Origin of the sequence: Pseudomonas sp. (genome assembly GCF_028293835.1) — a bacterium.
In the GTDB taxonomy this organism is placed as follows: domain Bacteria; phylum Pseudomonadota; class Gammaproteobacteria; order Pseudomonadales; family Pseudomonadaceae; genus Aquipseudomonas.
This window is the reverse complement of sequence record NZ_JAQGNX010000020.1, coordinates 1-18,418: the sequence shown is the minus strand read 5'-3', so window position 1 is coordinate 18,418 and position 18,418 is coordinate 1. Positions and strand designations below refer to the sequence as shown.

The 18,418-nt window shown below is 56.9% G+C and carries 22 protein-coding genes, 1 tRNA gene and 1 pseudogene; 20 read left to right on the top strand and 4 right to left on the bottom strand.

Annotated features, from left to right (window positions below; genetic code table 11):
• Window positions 1-12 precede the first annotated feature (12 nt).
• Both JWR17_RS26305 and JWR17_RS02985 read right to left on the bottom strand, forming a co-directional pair.
• Complete coding sequence (locus tag JWR17_RS26305; RefSeq protein ID WP_366944130.1) at window positions 13-276, bottom strand: hypothetical protein; 264 nt, start codon at window positions 274-276, stop codon at window positions 13-15.
• Window positions 242-1,522 (bottom strand): MFS transporter, encoded by a 1,281-nt coding sequence (locus JWR17_RS02985; protein ID WP_299828125.1) that lies wholly within the window; start codon window positions 1,520-1,522, stop codon window positions 242-244. Before JWR17_RS02985 ends, JWR17_RS26305 begins: the two co-directional genes overlap by 35 nt.
• Window positions 1,523-1,657: 135 nt before the next feature.
• Between JWR17_RS02985 and JWR17_RS02980 the strand changes: the two genes are divergently transcribed.
• Window positions 1,658-2,116: a helix-turn-helix domain-containing protein gene (locus JWR17_RS02980; protein WP_299828124.1), complete on the top strand. Its 459-nt coding sequence runs from the start codon at window positions 1,658-1,660 to the stop codon at window positions 2,114-2,116.
• The gene (locus JWR17_RS02975) at window positions 2,113-2,556 is read left to right on the top strand and encodes a GNAT family N-acetyltransferase (protein WP_299828123.1); all 444 of its coding nucleotides are present in this window, start codon (window positions 2,113-2,115) and stop codon (window positions 2,554-2,556) included. Before JWR17_RS02980 ends, JWR17_RS02975 begins: the two co-directional genes overlap by 4 nt.
• A gap of 480 nt (window positions 2,557-3,036) precedes the next feature.
• Here JWR17_RS02975 and JWR17_RS02970 read toward each other — a convergent pair.
• Window positions 3,037-3,121: transfer RNA gene (locus JWR17_RS02970), tRNA-Leu, on the bottom strand.
• A 109-nt stretch (window positions 3,122-3,230) separates the two neighbouring features.
• Between JWR17_RS02970 and queA the strand changes: the two genes are divergently transcribed.
• The 6 genes from queA (at window position 3,231) to JWR17_RS02940 (ending at window position 9,350) form a co-directional block, all read left to right on the top strand.
• Complete coding sequence (gene queA / locus JWR17_RS02965; protein WP_299828122.1) at window positions 3,231-4,295, top strand: tRNA preQ1(34) S-adenosylmethionine ribosyltransferase-isomerase QueA; 1,065 nt, start codon at window positions 3,231-3,233, stop codon at window positions 4,293-4,295.
• 14 nt (window positions 4,296-4,309) lie between these two features.
• On the top strand, window positions 4,310-5,425 hold the full coding sequence (gene tgt / locus JWR17_RS02960) for a tRNA guanosine(34) transglycosylase Tgt (protein WP_299828126.1): 1,116 nt from the start codon (window positions 4,310-4,312) through the stop codon (window positions 5,423-5,425).
• A 53-nt stretch (window positions 5,426-5,478) separates the two neighbouring features.
• Complete coding sequence (gene yajC / locus JWR17_RS02955; RefSeq protein ID WP_299828121.1) at window positions 5,479-5,814, top strand: preprotein translocase subunit YajC; 336 nt, start codon at window positions 5,479-5,481, stop codon at window positions 5,812-5,814.
• 63 nt (window positions 5,815-5,877) lie between these two features.
• Complete coding sequence (gene secD / locus JWR17_RS02950; protein WP_299828120.1) at window positions 5,878-7,746, top strand: protein translocase subunit SecD; 1,869 nt, start codon at window positions 5,878-5,880, stop codon at window positions 7,744-7,746.
• Window positions 7,747-7,755: 9 nt separating this feature from the next.
• Window positions 7,756-8,667, top strand: coding sequence for a protein translocase subunit SecF (gene secF / locus JWR17_RS02945; protein ID WP_299828119.1), 912 nt, complete (start codon window positions 7,756-7,758; stop codon window positions 8,665-8,667).
• A gap of 122 nt (window positions 8,668-8,789) precedes the next feature.
• The gene (locus tag JWR17_RS02940; protein ID WP_299828118.1) at window positions 8,790-9,350 is read left to right on the top strand and encodes a glycine zipper 2TM domain-containing protein; all 561 of its coding nucleotides are present in this window, start codon (window positions 8,790-8,792) and stop codon (window positions 9,348-9,350) included.
• 86 nt (window positions 9,351-9,436) lie between these two features.
• On the opposite strand, the gene suhB is transcribed toward JWR17_RS02940, so the two are convergent.
• Window positions 9,437-10,252 carry an inositol-phosphate phosphatase gene (gene suhB, locus JWR17_RS02935; protein ID WP_299828117.1) on the bottom strand — a complete coding sequence of 272 codons (816 nt, stop codon included), beginning with the start codon at window positions 10,250-10,252 and terminating at the stop codon, window positions 9,437-9,439.
• Between the two features lie 143 nt (window positions 10,253-10,395).
• Between suhB and trmJ the strand changes: the two genes are divergently transcribed.
• From trmJ to JWR17_RS02875, 12 genes and pseudogenes are all read left to right on the top strand, one after another.
• Window positions 10,396-11,169 carry a tRNA (cytosine(32)/uridine(32)-2'-O)-methyltransferase TrmJ gene (gene trmJ / locus JWR17_RS02930; protein ID WP_299828116.1) on the top strand — a complete coding sequence of 258 codons (774 nt, stop codon included), beginning with the start codon at window positions 10,396-10,398 and terminating at the stop codon, window positions 11,167-11,169.
• Window positions 11,169-11,945: a serine O-acetyltransferase gene (cysE, locus tag JWR17_RS02925; RefSeq protein ID WP_299828114.1), complete on the top strand. Its 777-nt coding sequence runs from the start codon at window positions 11,169-11,171 to the stop codon at window positions 11,943-11,945. Before trmJ ends, cysE begins: the two co-directional genes overlap by 1 nt.
• A 175-nt stretch (window positions 11,946-12,120) precedes the next feature.
• Window positions 12,121-12,612, top strand: a complete 492-nt coding sequence (gene iscR / locus JWR17_RS02920) for a Fe-S cluster assembly transcriptional regulator IscR (protein ID WP_297833141.1) — start codon at window positions 12,121-12,123, stop codon at window positions 12,610-12,612.
• 44 nt (window positions 12,613-12,656) lie between these two features.
• A complete protein-coding gene (locus JWR17_RS02915) occupies window positions 12,657-13,871 on the top strand; it encodes an IscS subfamily cysteine desulfurase (protein WP_299828113.1) in 1,215 nt (404 codons plus the stop codon).
• Between the two features lie 47 nt (window positions 13,872-13,918).
• Complete coding sequence (gene iscU / locus JWR17_RS02910) at window positions 13,919-14,305, top strand: Fe-S cluster assembly scaffold IscU (RefSeq protein WP_299828112.1); 387 nt, start codon at window positions 13,919-13,921, stop codon at window positions 14,303-14,305.
• Window positions 14,306-14,358: 53 nt separating this feature from the next.
• A complete protein-coding gene (gene iscA, locus JWR17_RS02905; RefSeq protein WP_297833147.1) occupies window positions 14,359-14,682 on the top strand; it encodes an iron-sulfur cluster assembly protein IscA in 324 nt (107 codons plus the stop codon).
• Window positions 14,683-14,690: 8 nt separating this feature from the next.
• Window positions 14,691-15,212 carry a co-chaperone HscB gene (hscB, locus tag JWR17_RS02900; protein WP_299828111.1) on the top strand — a complete coding sequence of 174 codons (522 nt, stop codon included), beginning with the start codon at window positions 14,691-14,693 and terminating at the stop codon, window positions 15,210-15,212.
• Window positions 15,213-15,256: 44 nt separating this feature from the next.
• Window positions 15,257-17,119 (top strand): Fe-S protein assembly chaperone HscA, encoded by a 1,863-nt coding sequence (gene hscA, locus JWR17_RS02895; protein ID WP_299828110.1) that lies wholly within the window; start codon window positions 15,257-15,259, stop codon window positions 17,117-17,119.
• Window positions 17,120-17,122: 3 nt separating this feature from the next.
• Complete coding sequence (gene fdx, locus JWR17_RS02890) at window positions 17,123-17,464, top strand: ISC system 2Fe-2S type ferredoxin (protein WP_297831522.1); 342 nt, start codon at window positions 17,123-17,125, stop codon at window positions 17,462-17,464.
• Window positions 17,465-17,478: 14 nt separating this feature from the next.
• Window positions 17,479-17,679 carry a Fe-S cluster assembly protein IscX gene (iscX, locus tag JWR17_RS02885; RefSeq protein WP_299828108.1) on the top strand — a complete coding sequence of 67 codons (201 nt, stop codon included), beginning with the start codon at window positions 17,479-17,481 and terminating at the stop codon, window positions 17,677-17,679.
• A gap of 91 nt (window positions 17,680-17,770) precedes the next feature.
• Window positions 17,771-18,202, top strand: coding sequence for a nucleoside-diphosphate kinase (gene ndk / locus JWR17_RS02880; RefSeq protein WP_299828106.1), 432 nt, complete (start codon window positions 17,771-17,773; stop codon window positions 18,200-18,202).
• A 23-nt stretch (window positions 18,203-18,225) separates the two neighbouring features.
• Window positions 18,226-18,418, top strand: a pseudogene (locus JWR17_RS02875) (23S rRNA (adenine(2503)-C(2))-methyltransferase RlmN); the annotation flags it as partial.

Here is an 18,418-nt window from a genome sequence, read left to right as displayed (position 1 = left end):
GGTGGCTCAGGTTTACGAACGAAGCAGCGCATGCAGATCCCCATACGAATTCTGTAGGAGCCAACTTTGTTGGCGATATAACCCCGGTTTGGGAATGAAGAAAATCGCGGGAAGGGCACAGAGTGTGAAGCGAATGCCCTCCAGAATGAAGGGGTAAACTGTGGTGAGCCCCAGTTTGATCACCGGGAAATTCACGCCCCATAGGCGCTGATCGAGATGGCGAGCAAGAGGTGGCGGATTTTCATAGCGATCTTCCTTGATGGGCGTCAGGGACATGAAACGTTAACAACCACAGAACCAGGGCCGCAGCGCTGATCGAAGCACCCAACGAGCTGACCGCGAACCATCCCCAGCGCGCATACGCCTGGGTCGCTGCCACCGCTCCGAGCGCGCTACCGATTGAGTAGAAGCACATGTACGCGCCGACCATGCGGCTTTGAGCGTCAGGGCGAGCGGCGAAAATCAGGCTCTGGCTGGTTACGTGGACAGCTTGCACGGCGAAGTCGAGCAGTATCACCCCACAGACAAGCGCGACCAGTGAGGTCTGCCCAAAGCTGATCGGCACCCATGAAAGCGTCAGCACGCACAACGCAAGACCGGTGACTCGCTGCCCTAGCCCTTGATCGGCCCAGCGACCGGCTTTTCTGGCAGCCAGAGCACCCGCGACCCCTGCCAGACCGAACATGCCAACGGCGGTGTGCGACAAGGACAGAGGCGGGGCGCTCAATGGCAGCACCATCGCCGTCCATAAGGTGGAAAAAGCGGCAAAGATGAGCAAGGCCAGCAGGCTTCGGACCCGCAAGACGGGTTCGGTGATCAGAAGCTTGAAAAGCGACTGGATGAGACCGAAGTATGAGTCTCGGGGCTGTGGCGGCGCAGTGTCAGGAACCATTTTCCACAACACTGCGGCGAGGATAAGCATCAGCCCTGAGGACAGAAAATAAACGGCGCGCCAACCCGCTAGATCGGCGATCAGCCCGGACATGAACCGTGCCATTAGAATTCCCAGCACAATGCCACTGGTGACGGTGCCGACCGCCTGTCCGCGTTGTGAGGGCGTTGCAAGCGAAGCTGCGTAGGCCACCATCACCTGAACGACCACTGCCATCAATCCTACAACGATCATGGCGCCCAGTAGGGCAAGCCACACCTGTGAAGCGCCGACTGCTGCGAGCGCAATAGCAGACAGCAGTATCTGGCTCAGAATCAGCCGTCTTCGGTTGACCAGATCGCCGAGCGGGACAATGAGCAGCAAACCCAGCGCGTAACCTGCCTGAGTGGCCGTGACCACGACGCCAATCATTCCGGACGCCACGCCCAGACTCTCGGCCATCGAGTCAAGCAAGGGCTGAGCGAAGTACACATTGGCGACGGCCAGTGCACAGGTGGCAGAAAACAGCAGGGTGAGCGTTGAGGAAACACCAGGGAGGCGGACGTTGCCCGCTTGACTCAAATCCGACGGCGTCTGCTTCGCGTCGGATCTGGACCCGCGGCCGGTCGGCGATTCGGTCTCAGCTGTCATAAATCCTTCCATGTGGGTAAGCTGGTTTCGATTAGCAACTAGACTGATTCTCGCGCAATCTTGTTTCAAATTGCAACCAGATACTGCCGGGTCGTCAACCGACATGGCTGATTCTCATTTCATAAGGTTAAAAAAATGGCTGAAGCAGATTCGCCACACAGCAATGAATGTCCGGTGGCAAGAACGCTGGAAGCCATTGGTGATCGCTGGTCGCTGATGATCATCCGCGACGCATTTGACGGTATTCGCCGATTCAGCGAATTTCAGAAAAGCCTGGGCGTTGCCAAGAATATTCTGGCATCGCGGCTCAAAACGCTGGTTGAGGTAGGGGTGTTTGACATCGGTCCGGCGTCAGATGGCAGCGCTTACAAGGAATATGTGCTGACGGAAAAAGGGCGAGAGGTTTTTCCAATTGTGGTCAGCATGAGACAGTGGGGAGAGCGCTATTTGTTCAAGCCGCAAGAGACGCGCTCAGTGCTGCTGGACAATGCACGCGGCCAGACTTTGATGCCGATTGCTGTTTTTTCTTCGAGCGGGCAACCCCTTGGGCCAGCTGATTGTCACCGAGTAAGAATTTCGGCGCAGACGTCTTGAATATCCGCCGCGCAGTCACTGAAGACGCGGAAGCGATCAGCAGAGTAGTGATCGCTGCCATACGCGAGTCCAACTCGCTGGACTATCCGCCGGACGTATTGATGCAGGTAGAGCAAAGCTTTTCCCCGTTGAAGATTCAGTCATTGATGATCCAGCGAGCGGTCTATGTTGCCGTGGTGGATCAAGCTGTTGTCGCCACCGCCAGCCTGGATGGAAACGTCATACGGAGCGTGTTCGTCGCACCCATTCATCAACGGACCGGACTCGGTAGGCGGCTTATGGCAATCGTTTGTTCAGCCGCAGTCGCTGCGGGGGTTGATGTTTTACACGTCCCTTCATCCATTACTGCAGAAGGTTTCTACGCAAGGCTTGGTTTTCAGAAAGTGCGGGACGAATTTTACGGTGCGGAGCGCACGATCATCATGCAGTTGCGGCTTTAGCTTTATCGCAAAATGGCTGTACACCCAGCTCGACCCGGTTTGGTCGCTAGCCGGTTGCTGTGAAGGACAACTTTAGGTCCAAAGCCGTCCGGCATGATAGTCGCTCCGGCCCGCTGCAAGCCGATTGAAATCATCATAGCTCCGGTAGCCGAGGCATTCTGGTGCTCGCATTACCAAACCTGGGCTATCGAGAGATGCGATAAGGTTTGAAAAGAAGACATGCTTTCACTTTTCCCTTCGGAAGCGAGCGGCAGGTAGCATCGACCTGCACCGATCAGGCGTAGCCTCTGTTGAGCGGGGAAGTGCCTGGTAGCATCGCTAACCGCCGCTTCTGGATGGACCAGTAAACGGCCGAAGAAATAGTCCTTCAGCCAATGGCGATAGAGGGCCAATCACAAATCCCACCCACAAAAAAGCCCGCTTTCGCGGGCTTCCTGTCTATCTAATACAAGCCGGTAGAGACTCGTACTTCCTGCTATATGGTGCCCCGAGGGAGACTCGAACTCCCACTCCTTTCGAAAACGGATTTTGAATCCGCCGCGTCTACCGATTCCGCCATCAGGGCTCAATGGCGGCGGAGTATAGAGATGAGATTACCGTTGGTCAACAACTGTTTCGTGGTGAATTTCAGCCATTTCCGCTAGACTTTACGGCCCTGCTAAACGAACCCCATCATGCGCGTCGCTGACTTTACCTTCGAGCTCCCGGATTCATTGATCGCTCGCCATCCTTTGGCTGAGCGTAATGGCAGTCGTTTGTTGACCCTGGACGGGGTTAGCGGCGCGCTGGCTCATCGACAATTTACTGATTTGCTGGAGCATTTGCGCCCCGGCGACCTCATGGAGTTCAACAATACCCGGGTGATTCCGGCGCGATTGTTCGGGCAGAAAGCGTCTGGCGGCAAGCTGGAGATTCTGATCGAGCGCGTGCTGGACAGTCATCGGGTGTTGGCCCATGTGCGGTCGAGCAAGTCGCCCAAGCCGGGCTCGACAATCTTGATCGACGGTGGCGGCGAGGCTGAAATGGTCGCGCGGCACGACACGTTGTTCGAGCTGCGTTTTGCCGAGGAAGTGTTGCCGTTGCTGGATCGGGTCGGGCACATGCCGCTGCCGCCCTATATAGACCGTCCGGATGACGATGCCGACCGCGAGCGTTACCAGACGGTGTATGCCGAACGTGCTGGCGCCGTGGCCGCGCCGACTGCCGGGCTGCATTTCGATCAGCCGTTGATGGATGCCATTGCGCAGAAGGGCGTCTCGACCGCGTTCGTCACCTTGCACGTCGGTGCGGGGACGTTCCAGCCGGTGCGCGTGGAGCGGATCGAAGACCACCACATGCACAATGAATGGCTGGAAGTCAGCCAGGCAGTGGTGGATGCCGTGGCCGCGTGCCGTGAGCGTGGCGGTCGGGTGATTGCCGTGGGCACCACCAGCGTGCGGTCGCTGGAAAGCGCTGCCCGTGACGGGGTGTTGAAGCCGTTCAGCGGTGACACCGATATCTTTATCTACCCTGGCCGGCCGTTTCACGTGGTCGATGCCTTGGTCACCAACTTTCATTTGCCGGAATCCACGCTGTTGATGCTGGTTTCGGCATTCGCCGGTTACCCCGAAGCCATGGCTGCCTACGCGGCGGCGGTGAAGCATGGGTACCGCTTCTTTAGTTACGGGGATGCGATGTTTATTACGCGTAACCCCGCGCCGACCGCTCCAAAGGATTCGGCCTCAGAGGATCAAGCATGAGTCGCACCAGTCGTATGTCGTTCGAGTTGCTGGCCACTGACGGCAAAGCACGTCGCGGTCGCATTACCTTTCCCCGTGGCGTGGTTGAAACCCCCGCGTTCATGCCGGTCGGTACTTACGGTACGGTGAAGGGCATGCTGCCGCGTGACATCGAAGCCACTGGCGCACAGATGATTCTGGGCAATACGTTCCACTTGTGGCTGCGCCCAGGCACTGAAGTGATCAAACGTCACGGCGATTTGCACGACTTTATGCAGTGGAAAGGTCCGATCCTGACCGACTCCGGCGGCTTCCAGGTATTCAGCCTCGGCGCCATGCGCAAGATCAAGGAGGAGGGCGTGACCTTCGCCTCTCCTGTTGATGGTGCCAAGGTGTTCATGGGGCCGGAAGAGTCCATGCAGGTCCAGCGCGATCTGGGCTCGGACGTGGTGATGATTTTCGATGAATGCACGCCGTACCCGGCTGATGAAGACGTTGCGCGAATCTCCATGGAACTGTCGCTGCGTTGGGCCAAGCGCTCGAAAATCGCCCATGGCGAGAACACCGCTGCGCTGTTCGGCATTGTCCAGGGCGGCATGCACCAGGACCTGCGCATGCGTTCGCTGGAAGGCCTGGATGAAATAGGCTTTGACGGCCTGGCCATTGGTGGCTTGTCGGTGGGTGAACCCAAGCACGAGATGATCAAGGTGCTGGATTACCTGCCAGGCCTGATGCCGGCTGACAAGCCTCGTTACCTTATGGGCGTGGGCAAGCCGGAAGACTTGGTTGAAGGTGTGCGTCGCGGCATCGATATGTTCGATTGCGTGATGCCTACCCGCAACGCGCGCAACGGCCATTTGTTCATCGATACCGGTGTGCTGAAAATTCGTAATGCGTTCCACCGTCACGACGATTCGGCGCTGGATCCGACCTGCGATTGCTACACCTGTCAGAACTTCTCGCGGGCTTATTTGCACCACTTGGATAAGTGCGGGGAAATGCTGGGAAGTATGCTTAATACCATTCATAACTTGCGGCATTACCAAGTACTTATGGCTGGTTTGCGCGAGGCTATTCAACAGGGTACATTGGCCGCCTTTGTGGATGCCTTCTATGCCAAACGCGGGCTGCCAACGCCGCCTTTGGACTGATTGAGTTACTGGGTTTTTGCCGTTTTATCAAAATTTTGCAACTGGAGTGCTAAATGAGCTTTTTTATCCCTGCCGCTTTCGCGGATGCTGCTGGTCCTGCCGCTGGTCCTGCCGGTTCGGGCTTTGAATGGATTTTTCTGGTCGGCTTTTTGGTCATCTTCTACCTGATGATCTGGCGTCCACAGTCCAAGCGCGCCAAAGAGCAGAAAAACCTGCTGGGCAACTTGCAGAAAGGCGACGAAGTGGTCACCTCCGGTGGTATCGCCGGCAAGATCAACAAAGTGACTGATGACTTCGTGGTCATCGAAGTTTCCGACACCGTTGAGCTGAAAATCCAGAAGGGCGCTATCGCCGCCACGTTGCCTAAAGGCACCTTGAAAGCGATTTAAGATTCAGTCTTTTACCAATCGACGGGGCGCGCAAGGCGCCCCGCGTTATAAGCGGGCGGCGTGATGCTGAACAAATACCCTCTGTGGAAATACGTACTGATCCTGGCAGTGCTGGTGATCGGTTTTATTTATTCCGCACCCAATCTCTACCCTGATGATCCGGCCATTCAGATCAGCGGCGCGAGCACTGCGTTGCAGGTTAACCAGGCTGACCTGGACCGAGTGAGCAAAGCGCTTACCGACGCGGGAATTGCGGTCAAAGGCGCCTCTCTGGCTGAGAATGGCAAGGGCGGTTTGTTACGTCTGAGCAAGCAAGAAGATCAGTTGCCAGCTAAAGATGTCGTGCGCAAAGCGTTGGGCGATGACTATGTCGTTGCACTGAACCTGGCGCGGACCACTCCGACATGGTTGCGTGGCCTGGGTGCAAGCCCGATGAAAATGGGCCTCGACTTGTCCGGTGGTGTGCACTTCCTGCTGGAAGTCGACATGGACAAAGCCCTCGACGCGCGTTTGAAAGTGTATGACGGCGAAGTCAAAACCCTGTTGCGCAAAGAGCGTCTGCGTTATCGCAGCCTGCCGCAGGTAGACAATGGAATCATGCTGGGTTTTGCTGATGCGGACACTCGCACGCAAGCCAGCGCGCTGATTCGCAAGAACAACAACGATTTCACCGTGACCACCAGCGAGCGTGGCGACCAGTTCATTCTGCGTCTGGCCATGACTCCGGCAAAAATTGCCGAGATTCGCGAATATTCCATCAAGCAGAACTTGACCACGGTGCGTAACCGAGTCAACGAACTGGGTGTTGCCGAGCCGTTGGTTCAGCGTCAGGGCGCCAACCGCATCGTGGTTGAGCTGCCGGGCGTGCAGGACACGGCTGAAGCCAAACGTATCCTGGGCAAGACGGCCAACCTTGAATTCCGTCTGGGCGCAGGTCCCGACGATTCGAAAGCCACCACCGAGATGTTCGAGTTCCGTGAAGGCGGTCGCCCTGCGGCGCCGGTTGAGCGCGGTCTGATCATCACCGGTGACCAGGTGACTGACGCCAAGGCTGGTTTCGACGAGCACGGTCGTCCGCAAGTGAACATCAAGCTTGATGGTCACGGCGGTGATCTGATGAGCCGTTCGACCCGCAGCAACGTTGGTCGCAGCATGGCGGTGATCTTCATCGAGCAGAAGCCTACGACGACTTACGTCAAGCAGATGGTCGATGGCGTCGAGAAAGACGTGGCAACCCAGACGTTCAAGGAAGACAAGAAGATCATCAGCCTGGCGACGATTCAGTCGCCCCTGGGCAGTCAATTCCGTATTACTGGCCTGAACGGTCAGGGTGAAGCTTCCGAGCTGGCGTTGCTGTTGCGTGCCGGTGGTCTGGCTGCACCGATGTACTTCGCCGAAGAACGGACCATTGGTCCGAGCCTGGGTGCAGACAACATCACTAAAGGTATTCACGCGTCGCTGTGGGGCATGCTGTTTGTGTCGCTGTTCATCATGGCGATCTACCGTTTCTTCGGTTTGATTGCGACCGTTGCACTGGCCGTGAACATGGTGATGTTGCTGGCATTGATGTCTTTGCTGGGTGCCACGCTGACCCTGCCGGGTATTGCCGGTATCGTGCTGACCATGGGTATGGCGGTCGACGCCAACGTACTGATCTTCTCGCGAATACGTGAAGAGATCGCAGGCGGCATGACCATACAACGCGCTATCAACGAAGGCTTCGGTCGCGCATTCACTGCGATCCTCGATGCCAACCTGACAACGTTGCTGGTTGGCGGCATTCTCTTTGCGATGGGCACCGGCCCGGTCAAAGGCTTTGCGGTGACCATGTCGCTCGGGATCTTTACCTCGATGTTCACGGCCATCATGGTGACCCGCGCAATGGTCAACCTGATCTATGGCGGACGTGACTTCAAGAAGTTGTGGATTTAAGGGGCTGCCATGTTACGTACCATTAACTTTATGGGCGTTCGCAATATTGCGTTCGCTATCACCATGCTTCTTACGGCGCTGGCGTTGTTCAGTTGCTTCCATAAAGGTCTGAACTACGGTTTGGACTTTACCGGCGGTACGCTCATCGAGCTGACGTACGAGCGCGCCGCAGATCTGCCGAAAGTGCGTAAGGAGTTGGTCGATGCGGGTTACCACGAGGCCATCGTCCAAAGCTTCGGTGCAACGACCGATCTGCTGGTGCGTATGCCTGGCGAAGACCCGCAGTTAGGTGCTCAGGTTGCGGCAGTTTTGCGCCAGACCGGGGCTGATAACCCCGTCACGGTCAAGCGCGTAGAGTTTGTTGGTCCACAGGTAGGTTCAGAGCTTCGCGACCAGGGCGGCCTCGGCATGCTGATGGCGCTGGGTGGCGTTCTGATCTATCTGGCCTTCCGCTTCCAGTGGAAGTTTGCTGTCGGCGCTATCGTCTCGTTGATTCACGACGTGGTGGTTACCGTGGGCATCCTGTCATTCTTCCAGGTGACGTTTGACCTGACTGTGCTTGCCGCTGTATTGGCCATCATCGGTTACTCGCTGAACGACACCATTGTGGTATTCGACCGGGTTCGGGAAAACTTCCGGATCCTGCGTAAAGCGACGCTGATCGAGAACATCAACATCTCAACCACGCAAACGCTGCTGCGGACCATGGCGACGTCGATTTCGACGTTGCTGGCCATCGTCGCGTTGTGGGTGTTCGGTGGTGACAGCCTGCATGGCTTCTCTGTCGCGCTGTTTATCGGTGTACTGGCGGGTACTTACTCGTCGATCTACATCGCTAACGTTGTGCTGATCTGGCTGAACTTAACTACCGATGATCTAATTCCACCGGTAGTGGCTGACAAGGTTGACGATCGCCCGTAAAGGCAACTGATTTGACCGTAAGGGCGTGAGTGTTGAACTCACGCCCTTTTTTGTACTCCAAGGCTGGGATTAGCGCGCAACTTTCGCGCAAAGAATGCCCGCATTAATGCCAGGAGGTTCAAGTGAATAAGTCGATGCTTATCGGTACGGTATTGGGTGCTGTCGCAGTAACTGCCGGAGGTGCATTTGCCACCTATAGCTTGGTTAAAAGCGGTCCTGAGTATGCGGACGTGTTGGGTGTGCAGCCCATCAAAGAACAGGTAAAAACTCCCCGCGAGGTCTGCAAGGAAGTAGCGGTGACTCGCCAGGCGCCGGTCAAAGACCAGCATCAGATACTGGGTAGCGTATTGGGTGCGGTAGCAGGCGGTCTGCTGGGTAACCAGGTAGGCGGCGGTAAAGGCAAGACCCTCGCTACTGTCGCCGGTGCGGCGGGTGGCGGATACGCCGGCAACCGAGTCCAGGCCGGTATGCAGGATCGCGATACTTACACCACTAACCAAACCCGGTGTAACACCGTCAATGACATCAGCGACAAGGTCGTGGGTTATGACGTGAAGTATCAGTTGGACGGTAAAGTCGGACAAGTCCGTATGGACCGTGATCCCGGCAATCAGATTCCAGTCAACAAACAAGGCCAGTTAGTCTTGGGTCAAGATGCTCCGCAGCAACAAACTAACCAGTAAACGGGTGATTATATTTCTGTAGGGGTGCGGTATTTGGGACATAAAAAAACCGGCCTCGGCCGGTTTTTTTAGTGCAGCAATAAAACTTAGCGTTTCAGCGAGGCAGGCAAGTGCGGTGCGATGGACGTCAGCACAGCTTTAAAGCACTTGGTGTTACCGGCAACGATGTGGCCTTTTTCAAGGAAGTCGTGACCGCCAGTGAAGTCGCTCACCAGGCCGCCGGCTTCTTGAATCAGCAAAGCGCCCGCAGCCATATCCCATTCAGACAGGCCAGATTCCCAGAACGCGTCGAAACGACCGGCTGCTACATAAGCGAGGTCGAGGCTGGCAGCGCCTGCGCGACGGATGCCGGCAGTCTGGCCAACCAGGCTACGGAACATGCCCAGGTAGTTTTCCAGATTGTCCATTTGCCCGTCGCGGAACGGGAAGCCGGTGCCGAGCAGGGCGCCTTCAAGGCTTTTGCGCTGGCTGACGCGCAGGCGACGACCATTGAGGGCAGCACCACGGCCACGGCTGGCGGTAAATTCTTCCTGGCGAACCGGGTCCAGAACCACTGCGTGCTCAAGGCGACCACGGTATTTGCAGGCGATGCTCACAGCGAAGTGCGGCACGCCGCGAACGAAGTTGGTGGTGCCGTCGAGTGGATCGATGATCCACAGGTAATCGGTACCCTCGCCGCTGCCTTCATGCAGGCCGCTTTCTTCGCCCAGAATGCCATGGGTCGGATAGGCTTTGCGCAGGGCGGTAATAATGCTCTGTTCGGCAGCGCGGTCGATTTCAGTGACGTAATCTTTCGCGTCTTTTTCGTCGACCTTGATGGTATCCAAGCGCTCGATGGAGCGGAAAATCAATTCACTGGCGCTGCGGGCGGCGCGCAGCGCGATATTCAGCATGGGCTGCATGGACGTTTCACCTAGGTCGTTAAAGAAAGCCGAACATTGTAGGGGCAGCGACCGATTATTTCCAGCGCGCATAGCGTCCATAGCGTTAATCGAGTCGGTTCTGTAAGATTTGCTCCCCTTTCTCCCGTCTGTGAGAACTTGCAGTGCTGCAAAATATTCGTGTTGTCCTGGTCGGGACCAGTCACCCCGGTAACATCGGTGGGGCTGCGCGTGCCATGAAAAACATGGGCATTTCGCGTCTGGTACTGGTTGACCCGCTGGATTTTCCGTCCCATGAGGCCGAGGCGCGTGCGTCAGGTGCCAGCGATATCCTGGCGAATGCCCAGGTAGTGGCGACGCTGGAAGACGCGTTGGTTGGCTGCAATCTGGTGCTGGGCACCAGCGCCCGTGATCGGCGCATCCCATGGCCGCTGCTTGATCCCCGCGAATGCGGGGTCATGGCGGCAGAGCAGGCCGCTCAGGGCGCAGAGATCGCGCTGGTGTTTGGTCGTGAGTACGCAGGCCTGACCAACGAAGAGCTGCAGCGCTGTCACTACCATGTGCACATTCCGTCCGACCCTGACTTCAGCTCGCTGAACCTCGGGGCGGCGGTGCAGGTGTTGTGCTACGAAGTGCGGATGTCCTGGCTGGCGGCCCAAGGCCAGCCGACCAAGGTCGAGAAAGTCGAAGTGACCTCCACGCGCAGCTCGGAGCCGGTCACCATGGATGAGATGGAACTGTTCTACGGCCATCTTGAGGCGACGCTGGTCGCTATCGGTTTTCTTGATCCTGAAAATCCGCGTCACCTCATGGCTCGTATGCGGCGCCTGTTCGGGCGCAGTCCGGTATACCGTTCGGAAATGAATATTTTGCGCGGCATCCTGACTGAGACTCAAAAGGTTGCCCGTGGCGAGCCCCATAAGCGAAAGGATCAGTGATGTTCGAGCGCCTGCGAGAAGACATTCAAAGCGTATTCCACCGTGACCCGGCGGCCCGCAACGCGTTTGAAGTGCTGACCTGCTATCCGGGCATGCACGCAATTTGGCTGCATCGCCTCTCGCGCTATTTATGGGATCTTGGCTGGAAGTGGTTGGCGCGGGTGGTCTCGAACTTCGGGCGCTGGATGACCGGAATCGAAATTCATCCGGGTGCGACCATTGGCCGACGTTTTTTTATCGATCACGGTATGGGCATTGTCATCGGCGAAACCGCTGAAATCGGCGACGACGTTACCCTGTATCAGGGCGTGACGCTCGGCGGTACGAGTTGGAACAAGGGCAAGCGCCATCCAACCCTGGAAGCCGGGGTTGTGGTCGGAGCGGGCGCCAAGGTGCTTGGCCCATTCACCGTAGGCGCCGGGGCCAAGGTGGGCTCCAATGCGGTTGTCACCAAGGCGGTGCCCGCGGGCGCTACGGTTGTGGGCATTCCAGGACGAATCATCATCAAGTCCGACGATGAAGTGGAAGCCAAGCGCAAAGCCATCGCAGAAAAGCTTGGCTTTGACGCCTATGGCATCAGTGAAGACATGCCGGACCCGGTCGCCAAAGCCATCGGCCAGTTGCTCGATCACATTCAGGCGGTCGATGCGCGTCTCGAAAGCATGGGTGAGGCACTCAACAAGCTGGGTAGCGACTACCGTGGCCAGGCACTGCCAGCGTTGCGCGAAGACGTTTTTGAGTGCGTAAAGGACTGCAGCGAAACCAAGGCCGGTTAACGCCATAATCGTAAGCGGCACAGGACCTATGGCGCGTGCCAATGGGCCCCGGCCTTTGTTATGATGCTGCCGCGGTTTTGCCGCTAATCCCGACTGATTTACTAGGTCTTATAGTTGACTTAAATACTCGGGAATAGCATAATCGCCCCTATTCCGAACCTCTGTGGTACATGCCATGCGACTGACTACTAAAGGCCGATACGCTGTAACAGCCATGCTTGACCTGGCTTTACATGCGCAGCGCGGGCCAGTGTCCCTGGCCGATATCTCAGAGCGGCAAGGTATATCCCTGTCCTATCTTGAACAGCTTTTCGCCAAACTGCGTCGCAGTAATCTGGTGTCGAGTGTGCGTGGCCCAGGTGGTGGTTACCAGCTGTCCCGCGACATGCAAGGCATTCAGGTCGCGCAGGTGATCGATGCGGTTAACGAATCGGTCGATGCGACACGTTGTCAGGGCCTGGGTGACTGCCATGCTGGCGATACCTGCCTGACCCACCATTTATGGTGTGACCTCAGCCAGCAAATTCACGAATTCCTTAGCGGTATAAGTCTGGCTGACCTTGTTACTCGCCGTGAGGTGCAAGAAGTCGCTCAACGCCAGGATCTGCGTCGTAATGCGTGCAGAACACCGCAGCTGGATAAGATTGAAACGTCCGCCGTCGAATGACCGTAGATGCATGAGCGGCGCGCCTGCCTGATTGGAGATATTCAATGAAATTGCCGATTTACCTCGATTACTCCGCGACTACCCCAGTCGACCCGCGCGTTGCGCAGAAAATGAGCGAATGCTTGCTGGTTGACGGTAACTTCGGTAACCCGGCATCGCGTTCCCACGTATTCGGCTGGAAAGCAGAAGAGTCCGTTGAGAATGCACGCCGTCAGGTCGCTGATCTGGTTAATGCCGATCCACGTGAAATCGTCTGGACCTCCGGTGCCACCGAGTCCGACAACCTGGCAATCAAAGGTGTTGCACACTTTTATGCCAGCAAAGGCAAGCACCTGATCACCAGCAAGATCGAGCACAAAGCGGTCCTGGACACCATGCGCCAGTTGGAGCGTGAAGGTTTCGAGGTCACTTACATCGAGCCTGGCACAGACGGTTTGATCACTCCGGCGATGATCGAAGCAGCGCTGCGTGACGACACCATTCTGGTTTCGGTCATGCACGTGAACAACGAAATCGGCACCATCAACGACATTGCAGCCATCGGTGAGCTGACCCGTTCGCGCGGCGTGTTGTTGCATGTGGATGCTGCGCAATCGACTGGCAAAGTCGAGATTGACCTGGCCAACCTGAAGGTTGACCTGATGTCCTTCTCTGCCCACAAAACCTATGGCCCTAAAGGCATCGGCGCGCTCTACGTGAGCCGCAAGCCGCGCGTTCGCCTTGAAGCCACCATGCACGGTGGCGGTCATGAGCGCGGCATGCGTTCCGGCACCTTGGCGACCCACCAGATAGTGGGTATGGGCGAAGCGTTCCGTGTAGCCAAAGAAGACATGGCGGTTGAAAGCGTTCGCATCAAAGCCTTGAGCGATCGTTTCTTCAAGCAGGTCGAGCATTTGGAAGAGCTGTACGTCAACGGTAGCCAGATCGCCCGTGTGCCGCACAACCTGAACCTGAGCTTCAACTACGTCGAAGGCGAGTCGCTGATCATGGCGCTCAAGGACCTGGCCGTTTCGTCCGGTTCCGCATGCACCTCGGCTTCACTTGAGCCTTCCTACGTACTGCGCGCCCTGGGCCGCAATGACGAATTGGCACATAGCTCGATTCGCTTTACCTTCGGCCGCTTCACCACCGAAGAAGAAATCGACTACGCCGCGCAGAAAGTGTGCGAGGCCGTTACCAAGCTGCGCGCTTTGTCGCCGCTGTGGGACATGTTCAAAGACGGCGTCGACATCTCGAAGATCGAGTGGGCTGCGCACTGACAAGTCGCCACCAAGAGCGACTTTCTGATGAGTGAGGATTAAGTACCATGGCATACAGTGAAAAGGTCATAGACCACTACGAGAACCCGCGCAACGTCGGCAAGATGGACGCGGAAGATCCAGATGTTGGTACTGGCATGGTCGGCGCACCGGCTTGCGGTGACGTTATGCGTCTGCAAATCAAGGTTAACGATCAGGGCATCATCGAAGACGCCAAGTTCAAGACCTACGGTTGCGGTTCGGCTATCGCTTCCAGCTCCCTGGCAACTGAGTGGATGAAGGGCAAGACTCTGGATGAAGCAGAGACCATCACCAACACTCACCTGGCTGAAGAGCTGGCTTTGCCGCCGGTGAAAATTCACTGCTCGGTACTCGCAGAAGACGCTATCAAAGCGGCCGTTCGCGATTACAGGCAGAAGAAAGGCTTGCTCTGATCCCTGTGTGGGAAAGAGCCTTTAACGACGCTTGAATCAAGCAAGGAGTTTCGATGTCTATCAGCATGACAGAAGCTGCCGCCAAACACGTACGCCGCTCCCTTGATGGACGCGGCAAAGGTGACGGGGTTCGTCTGGGTGTTCGCACCACTGGCTGCTCGGGTCTGGCCTATGTGTTGGAATTCGTCGACGCGGCAGACAGTGAAGACACCGTGTTTGAATTGCACGGCGTCAAAGTGATCATCGATCCAAAAAGCCTGGTGTACCTTGATGGCACCGAGCTCGATTTCGTCAAGGAAGGGTTGAACGAAGGCTTCAAGTTCAACAACCCCAACTCGCGCGGTGAATGTGGCTGCGGCGAAAGCTTCAACATCTGAGGCTGATCGTGGGTACTCCTTGTCATTTCGCTTTATTCGAGCTCAAACCAAGTTTCCGTTTGGACCTCGATCAGTTGGCCGTGCGCTACCGTGAACTGGCGCGCACTGTACATCCGGACCGTTTTGCTGATGCTTCCGAGCGTGAGCAGCGGCTGGCGCTAGAGCAATCAGCCAGTCTCAACGAAGCCTATCAGACGTTAAAAAATGCTCCCAAACGGGCGCGTTATTTGCTGACGTTGGGCGGCCACGAGATGCCGTTGGAAGTGACCGTGCAAGACCCGGAGTTTCTTTTGCAGCAGATGCAGTGGCGCGAAGAGCTCGAGGATTTGCAGGATGACGCTGACTTGGCCGGTGTTGCGGTTTTCAAGCGTCGGCTCAAGGTGGCCCAGGATGAACTGAACGAAAGCTTCGCTGCCTGTTGGGATGACGCTGCACAACGCGAACAGGCCGAACGCCTGATGCGACGTATGCAGTTCCTTGACAAGCTCTCCTACGAAGTGCGCCAGCTAGAAGAGCGCCTCGACGATTAACCCCGTGCAGCTTTTGGCTGCGCGCCTGTGAAATCCTGATAAGCATGGCCCTACTGCAGATCGCCGAACCCGGCCAAAGTCCTCAACCACATCAGCGTCGTCTGGCGGTTGGGATCGACTTGGGCACTACAAATTCGCTGGTCGCTGCATTGCGCAGTGGTCTTTCCGAGCCGCTGGCCGATGATAAAGGCCAGGTTATCCTGCCGTCCGCCGTGCGTTACCACGCCGATCGGGTTGAAGTGGGGCAGCGCGCCAAAGACGCCGCCGCCCTCGACCCGCTCAACACCGTGCTATCAGTCAAGCGACTGATGGGCCGCGGCTTGTCCGACGTTAAACAGCTGGGCGAGCAACTGCCTTACCATTTTGTGGGTGGTGAGTCGCACATGCCATTCATCGACACTGTCCAGGGCCCAAAAAGCCCGGTGGAAGTGTCAGCCGAAATCCTCAAGGTGCTGCGTCAGCGCGCCGAGGCCGCGTTGGGCGGGGAGCTGGTTGGCGCGGTGATCACCGTTCCGGCTTATTTCGATGATGCTCAGCGTCAAGCCACCAAGGATGCCGCGCGGCTGGCCGGGCTGAATGTCTTGCGCTTGCTGAACGAACCCACCGCTGCGGCGGTTGCCTATGGTCTTGATCAACACGCTGAAGGCGTGGTTGCTATTTACGACCTGGGCGGCGGCACCTTCGATATCTCGATTCTGCGCCTGACTGGCGGTGTGTTTGAGGTCTTGGCAACTGGCGGCGACACGGCGCTGGGTGGCGACGACTTCGACCACGCGATTGCCAGCTGGATCGTCAGCGAGGCCGGTCTGTCCGCCGACCTCGATCCGTCCGCACAACGTAGCCTGTTACAAACTGCCTGCGCCGCCAAAGAAGCGTTGACTAATGTCGATTCGGTTGATGTTGCCCATGGTGATTGGCATTCAGTACTGACCCGTCAGGCGTTCAACGGGATGCTTGAGCCAATGCTCGCCCGCAGTCTGAAAGCCTGTCGGCGTGCAGTTCGCGATGCCGGTATCGAAATCGACGACGTAGAAGCGGTGGTCATGGTGGGCGGTTCGACCCGTGTACCCCGTGTGCGCGAAGCAGTCGCCGAGTTGTTCGGTCGTCAGCCGCTGACGGAAATCGACCCGGATCAAGTGGTGGCCATCGGTGCCGCGATCCAGGCGGATACGCTGGCTGGCAACAAGCGCGACGGCGAAGAATTGTTACTACTGGATGTGATTCCGTTGTCGTTGGGCCTGGAAACCATGGGCGGGTTGATGGAGAAGGTGATTCCGCGTAACACCACCATTCCCGTCGCTCGTGCTCAGGATTTCACCACCTACAAAGACGGCCAGTCGGCCATGATGATTCATGTGTTACAGGGCGAGCGTGAGCTGATCAGCGATTGCCGCTCTCTGGCACGTTTCGAATTGCGCGGTATTCCGGCCATGGTTGCCGGGGCTGCGAAGATCCGTGTCACCTTTCAGGTGGATGCTGACGGCTTGCTGAGCGTGGCCGCACGTGAGCTAGGGTCGGGCGTCGAGTCGAGCATTCAAGTCAAGCCGTCGTATGGCCTGACGGATGGCGAAATCACCCGCATGCTCAAGGATTCCTTCCACTACGCCAGCGACGACAAGGTCGCTCGGGTATTGCGTGAGCAGCAGGTGGATGCGCAGCGTTTGCTCGAAGCGGTTCAGGGTGCATTGGATGCTGACGGCGATCGCTTGCTGGACGCCGAAGAACGCATGGTCATCCAGGCGCAAATGCACGACCTGAGCGAATTGATGCGAGGCACCGATGGCCAGGCCATCGAGCTACAGACCAAGCGTCTGTCGCAAGTGACCGATGCTTTTGCTGCCCGACGCCTGGATTCGACGGTGAAATCCGCGCTGGCGGGGCGCAACTTGAATGAAATTGAGGATTAACTGATGCCGCAGATCATTTTTCTGCCACACGCCGAGCATTGCCCGGACGGTATGGTTGTTGAGGCTGAGACCGGTCGATCGATTCTCGACGTTGCCCATGACAACCATATCGAGATTGAAAGCGCCTGCGGTGGCGTTTGCGCCTGCACCACGTGTCACTGCATCATTCGCGAAGGTTTTGATTCGCTGAACGAGGCCGATGAGCTGGAAGAGGACTATCTTGATCGGGCCTGGGGTCTGGAGCCGCATTCGCGCCTGACCTGCCAGGCGAAGGTCGGGACCGAAGACCTGACGGTGGAAATTCCGAAATACTCGCTCAACCATGCGGCCGAAGCGGCGCACTGATTCAAGGAATTGTTATGAGTCTGAAATGGGTTGATGTGTTGGAAATCGCCATTCAACTGGCTGAAAGCAAGCCGGAAGTAGATCCGCGTCGGGTGAACTTCGTCGATCTTCAGCGTTGGGTGATCGCCCTGCCTGAATTCAGCGACGACCCGGCGCGCGGTGGCGAGAAGGTTCTTGAGGCGATTCAGGCCGCCTGGATCGAAGAGGCAGACTGAGTCAGTAGTGCGCGTTAGGCAATACCCCTAAACCCGCGTACAATACGCGGGTTTAATTTTTCGCTTTAATCACCGTTTCTGGAGTTACACCATGGCTGTTCAACGTACTTTTTCCATCATCAAGCCTGATGCTGTTGCAAAAAATGTAATCGGCGAAATCGTTACTCGTTTCGAAAAAGCCGGTCTGCAAGTTGTTGCGTCGAAAATGAAGCAGCTGTCCAAAGCTGAAGCTGAAGGTTTTTACGCTGAGCACAGCGCTCGCGGTTTCTTCGGCGACCTGGTTGCGTTCATGATTTCCGGTCCGGTTGTCGTTCAGGTTCTGGAAGGCGAAAACGCCATCGCTCTGAACCGCGAACTGATGGGCGCTACCAACCCTAAAGAAGCTGCTGCTGGCACCATCCGTGCTGACTTCGCTGATTCCATCGACGCCAACGCTGTACACGGTTCGGACTCCGAAGCCGCTGCTGCACGTGAAATCGCTTACTTTTTCGCAGCTACTGAAGTAACCGCTCGTAAGGCCTAAGGCCCAAGAGTGAGGGTGAAGACATGATTGCATCGACTGGCAAGACCAACCTGTTGGGTCTGACTCAACTGGAAATGGAGAAATTCTTCGACTCGATCGGGGAGAAGCGTTTCCGTGCCGGTCAGGTAATGAAATGGATTCAACACATTGGCGTCGATGATTTCGAAGCCATTAACAAAGTCAGCAAGGACTTGATCGAAAAGCTCAAGGTCTGTG

Coding starts and splice junctions, on each gene's coding strand:
- JWR17_RS26305 (WP_366944130.1), bottom strand. CDS start 276: ATGTCCCTGACGCCCATCAAGGAAGATCGCTATGAAAATCCGCCACCT.
- JWR17_RS02985 (WP_299828125.1), bottom strand. CDS start 1,522: ATGACAGCTGAGACCGAATCGCCGACCGGCCGCGGGTCCAGATCCGAC.
- JWR17_RS02980 (WP_299828124.1), top strand. CDS start 1,658: ATGGCTGAAGCAGATTCGCCACACAGCAATGAATGTCCGGTGGCAAGA.
- queA (WP_299828122.1), top strand. CDS start 3,231: ATGCGCGTCGCTGACTTTACCTTCGAGCTCCCGGATTCATTGATCGCT.
- tgt (WP_299828126.1), top strand. CDS start 4,310: ATGTCGTTCGAGTTGCTGGCCACTGACGGCAAAGCACGTCGCGGTCGC.
- yajC (WP_299828121.1), top strand. CDS start 5,479: ATGAGCTTTTTTATCCCTGCCGCTTTCGCGGATGCTGCTGGTCCTGCC.
- secD (WP_299828120.1), top strand. CDS start 5,878: ATGCTGAACAAATACCCTCTGTGGAAATACGTACTGATCCTGGCAGTG.
- secF (WP_299828119.1), top strand. CDS start 7,756: ATGTTACGTACCATTAACTTTATGGGCGTTCGCAATATTGCGTTCGCT.
- suhB (WP_299828117.1), bottom strand. CDS start 10,252: ATGCAGCCCATGCTGAATATCGCGCTGCGCGCCGCCCGCAGCGCCAGT.
- cysE (WP_299828114.1), top strand. CDS start 11,169: ATGTTCGAGCGCCTGCGAGAAGACATTCAAAGCGTATTCCACCGTGAC.
- iscR (WP_297833141.1), top strand. CDS start 12,121: ATGCGACTGACTACTAAAGGCCGATACGCTGTAACAGCCATGCTTGAC.
- JWR17_RS02915 (WP_299828113.1), top strand. CDS start 12,657: ATGAAATTGCCGATTTACCTCGATTACTCCGCGACTACCCCAGTCGAC.
- iscU (WP_299828112.1), top strand. CDS start 13,919: ATGGCATACAGTGAAAAGGTCATAGACCACTACGAGAACCCGCGCAAC.
- iscA (WP_297833147.1), top strand. CDS start 14,359: ATGTCTATCAGCATGACAGAAGCTGCCGCCAAACACGTACGCCGCTCC.
- hscA (WP_299828110.1), top strand. CDS start 15,257: ATGGCCCTACTGCAGATCGCCGAACCCGGCCAAAGTCCTCAACCACAT.
- fdx (WP_297831522.1), top strand. CDS start 17,123: ATGCCGCAGATCATTTTTCTGCCACACGCCGAGCATTGCCCGGACGGT.
- iscX (WP_299828108.1), top strand. CDS start 17,479: ATGAGTCTGAAATGGGTTGATGTGTTGGAAATCGCCATTCAACTGGCT.
- ndk (WP_299828106.1), top strand. CDS start 17,771: ATGGCTGTTCAACGTACTTTTTCCATCATCAAGCCTGATGCTGTTGCA.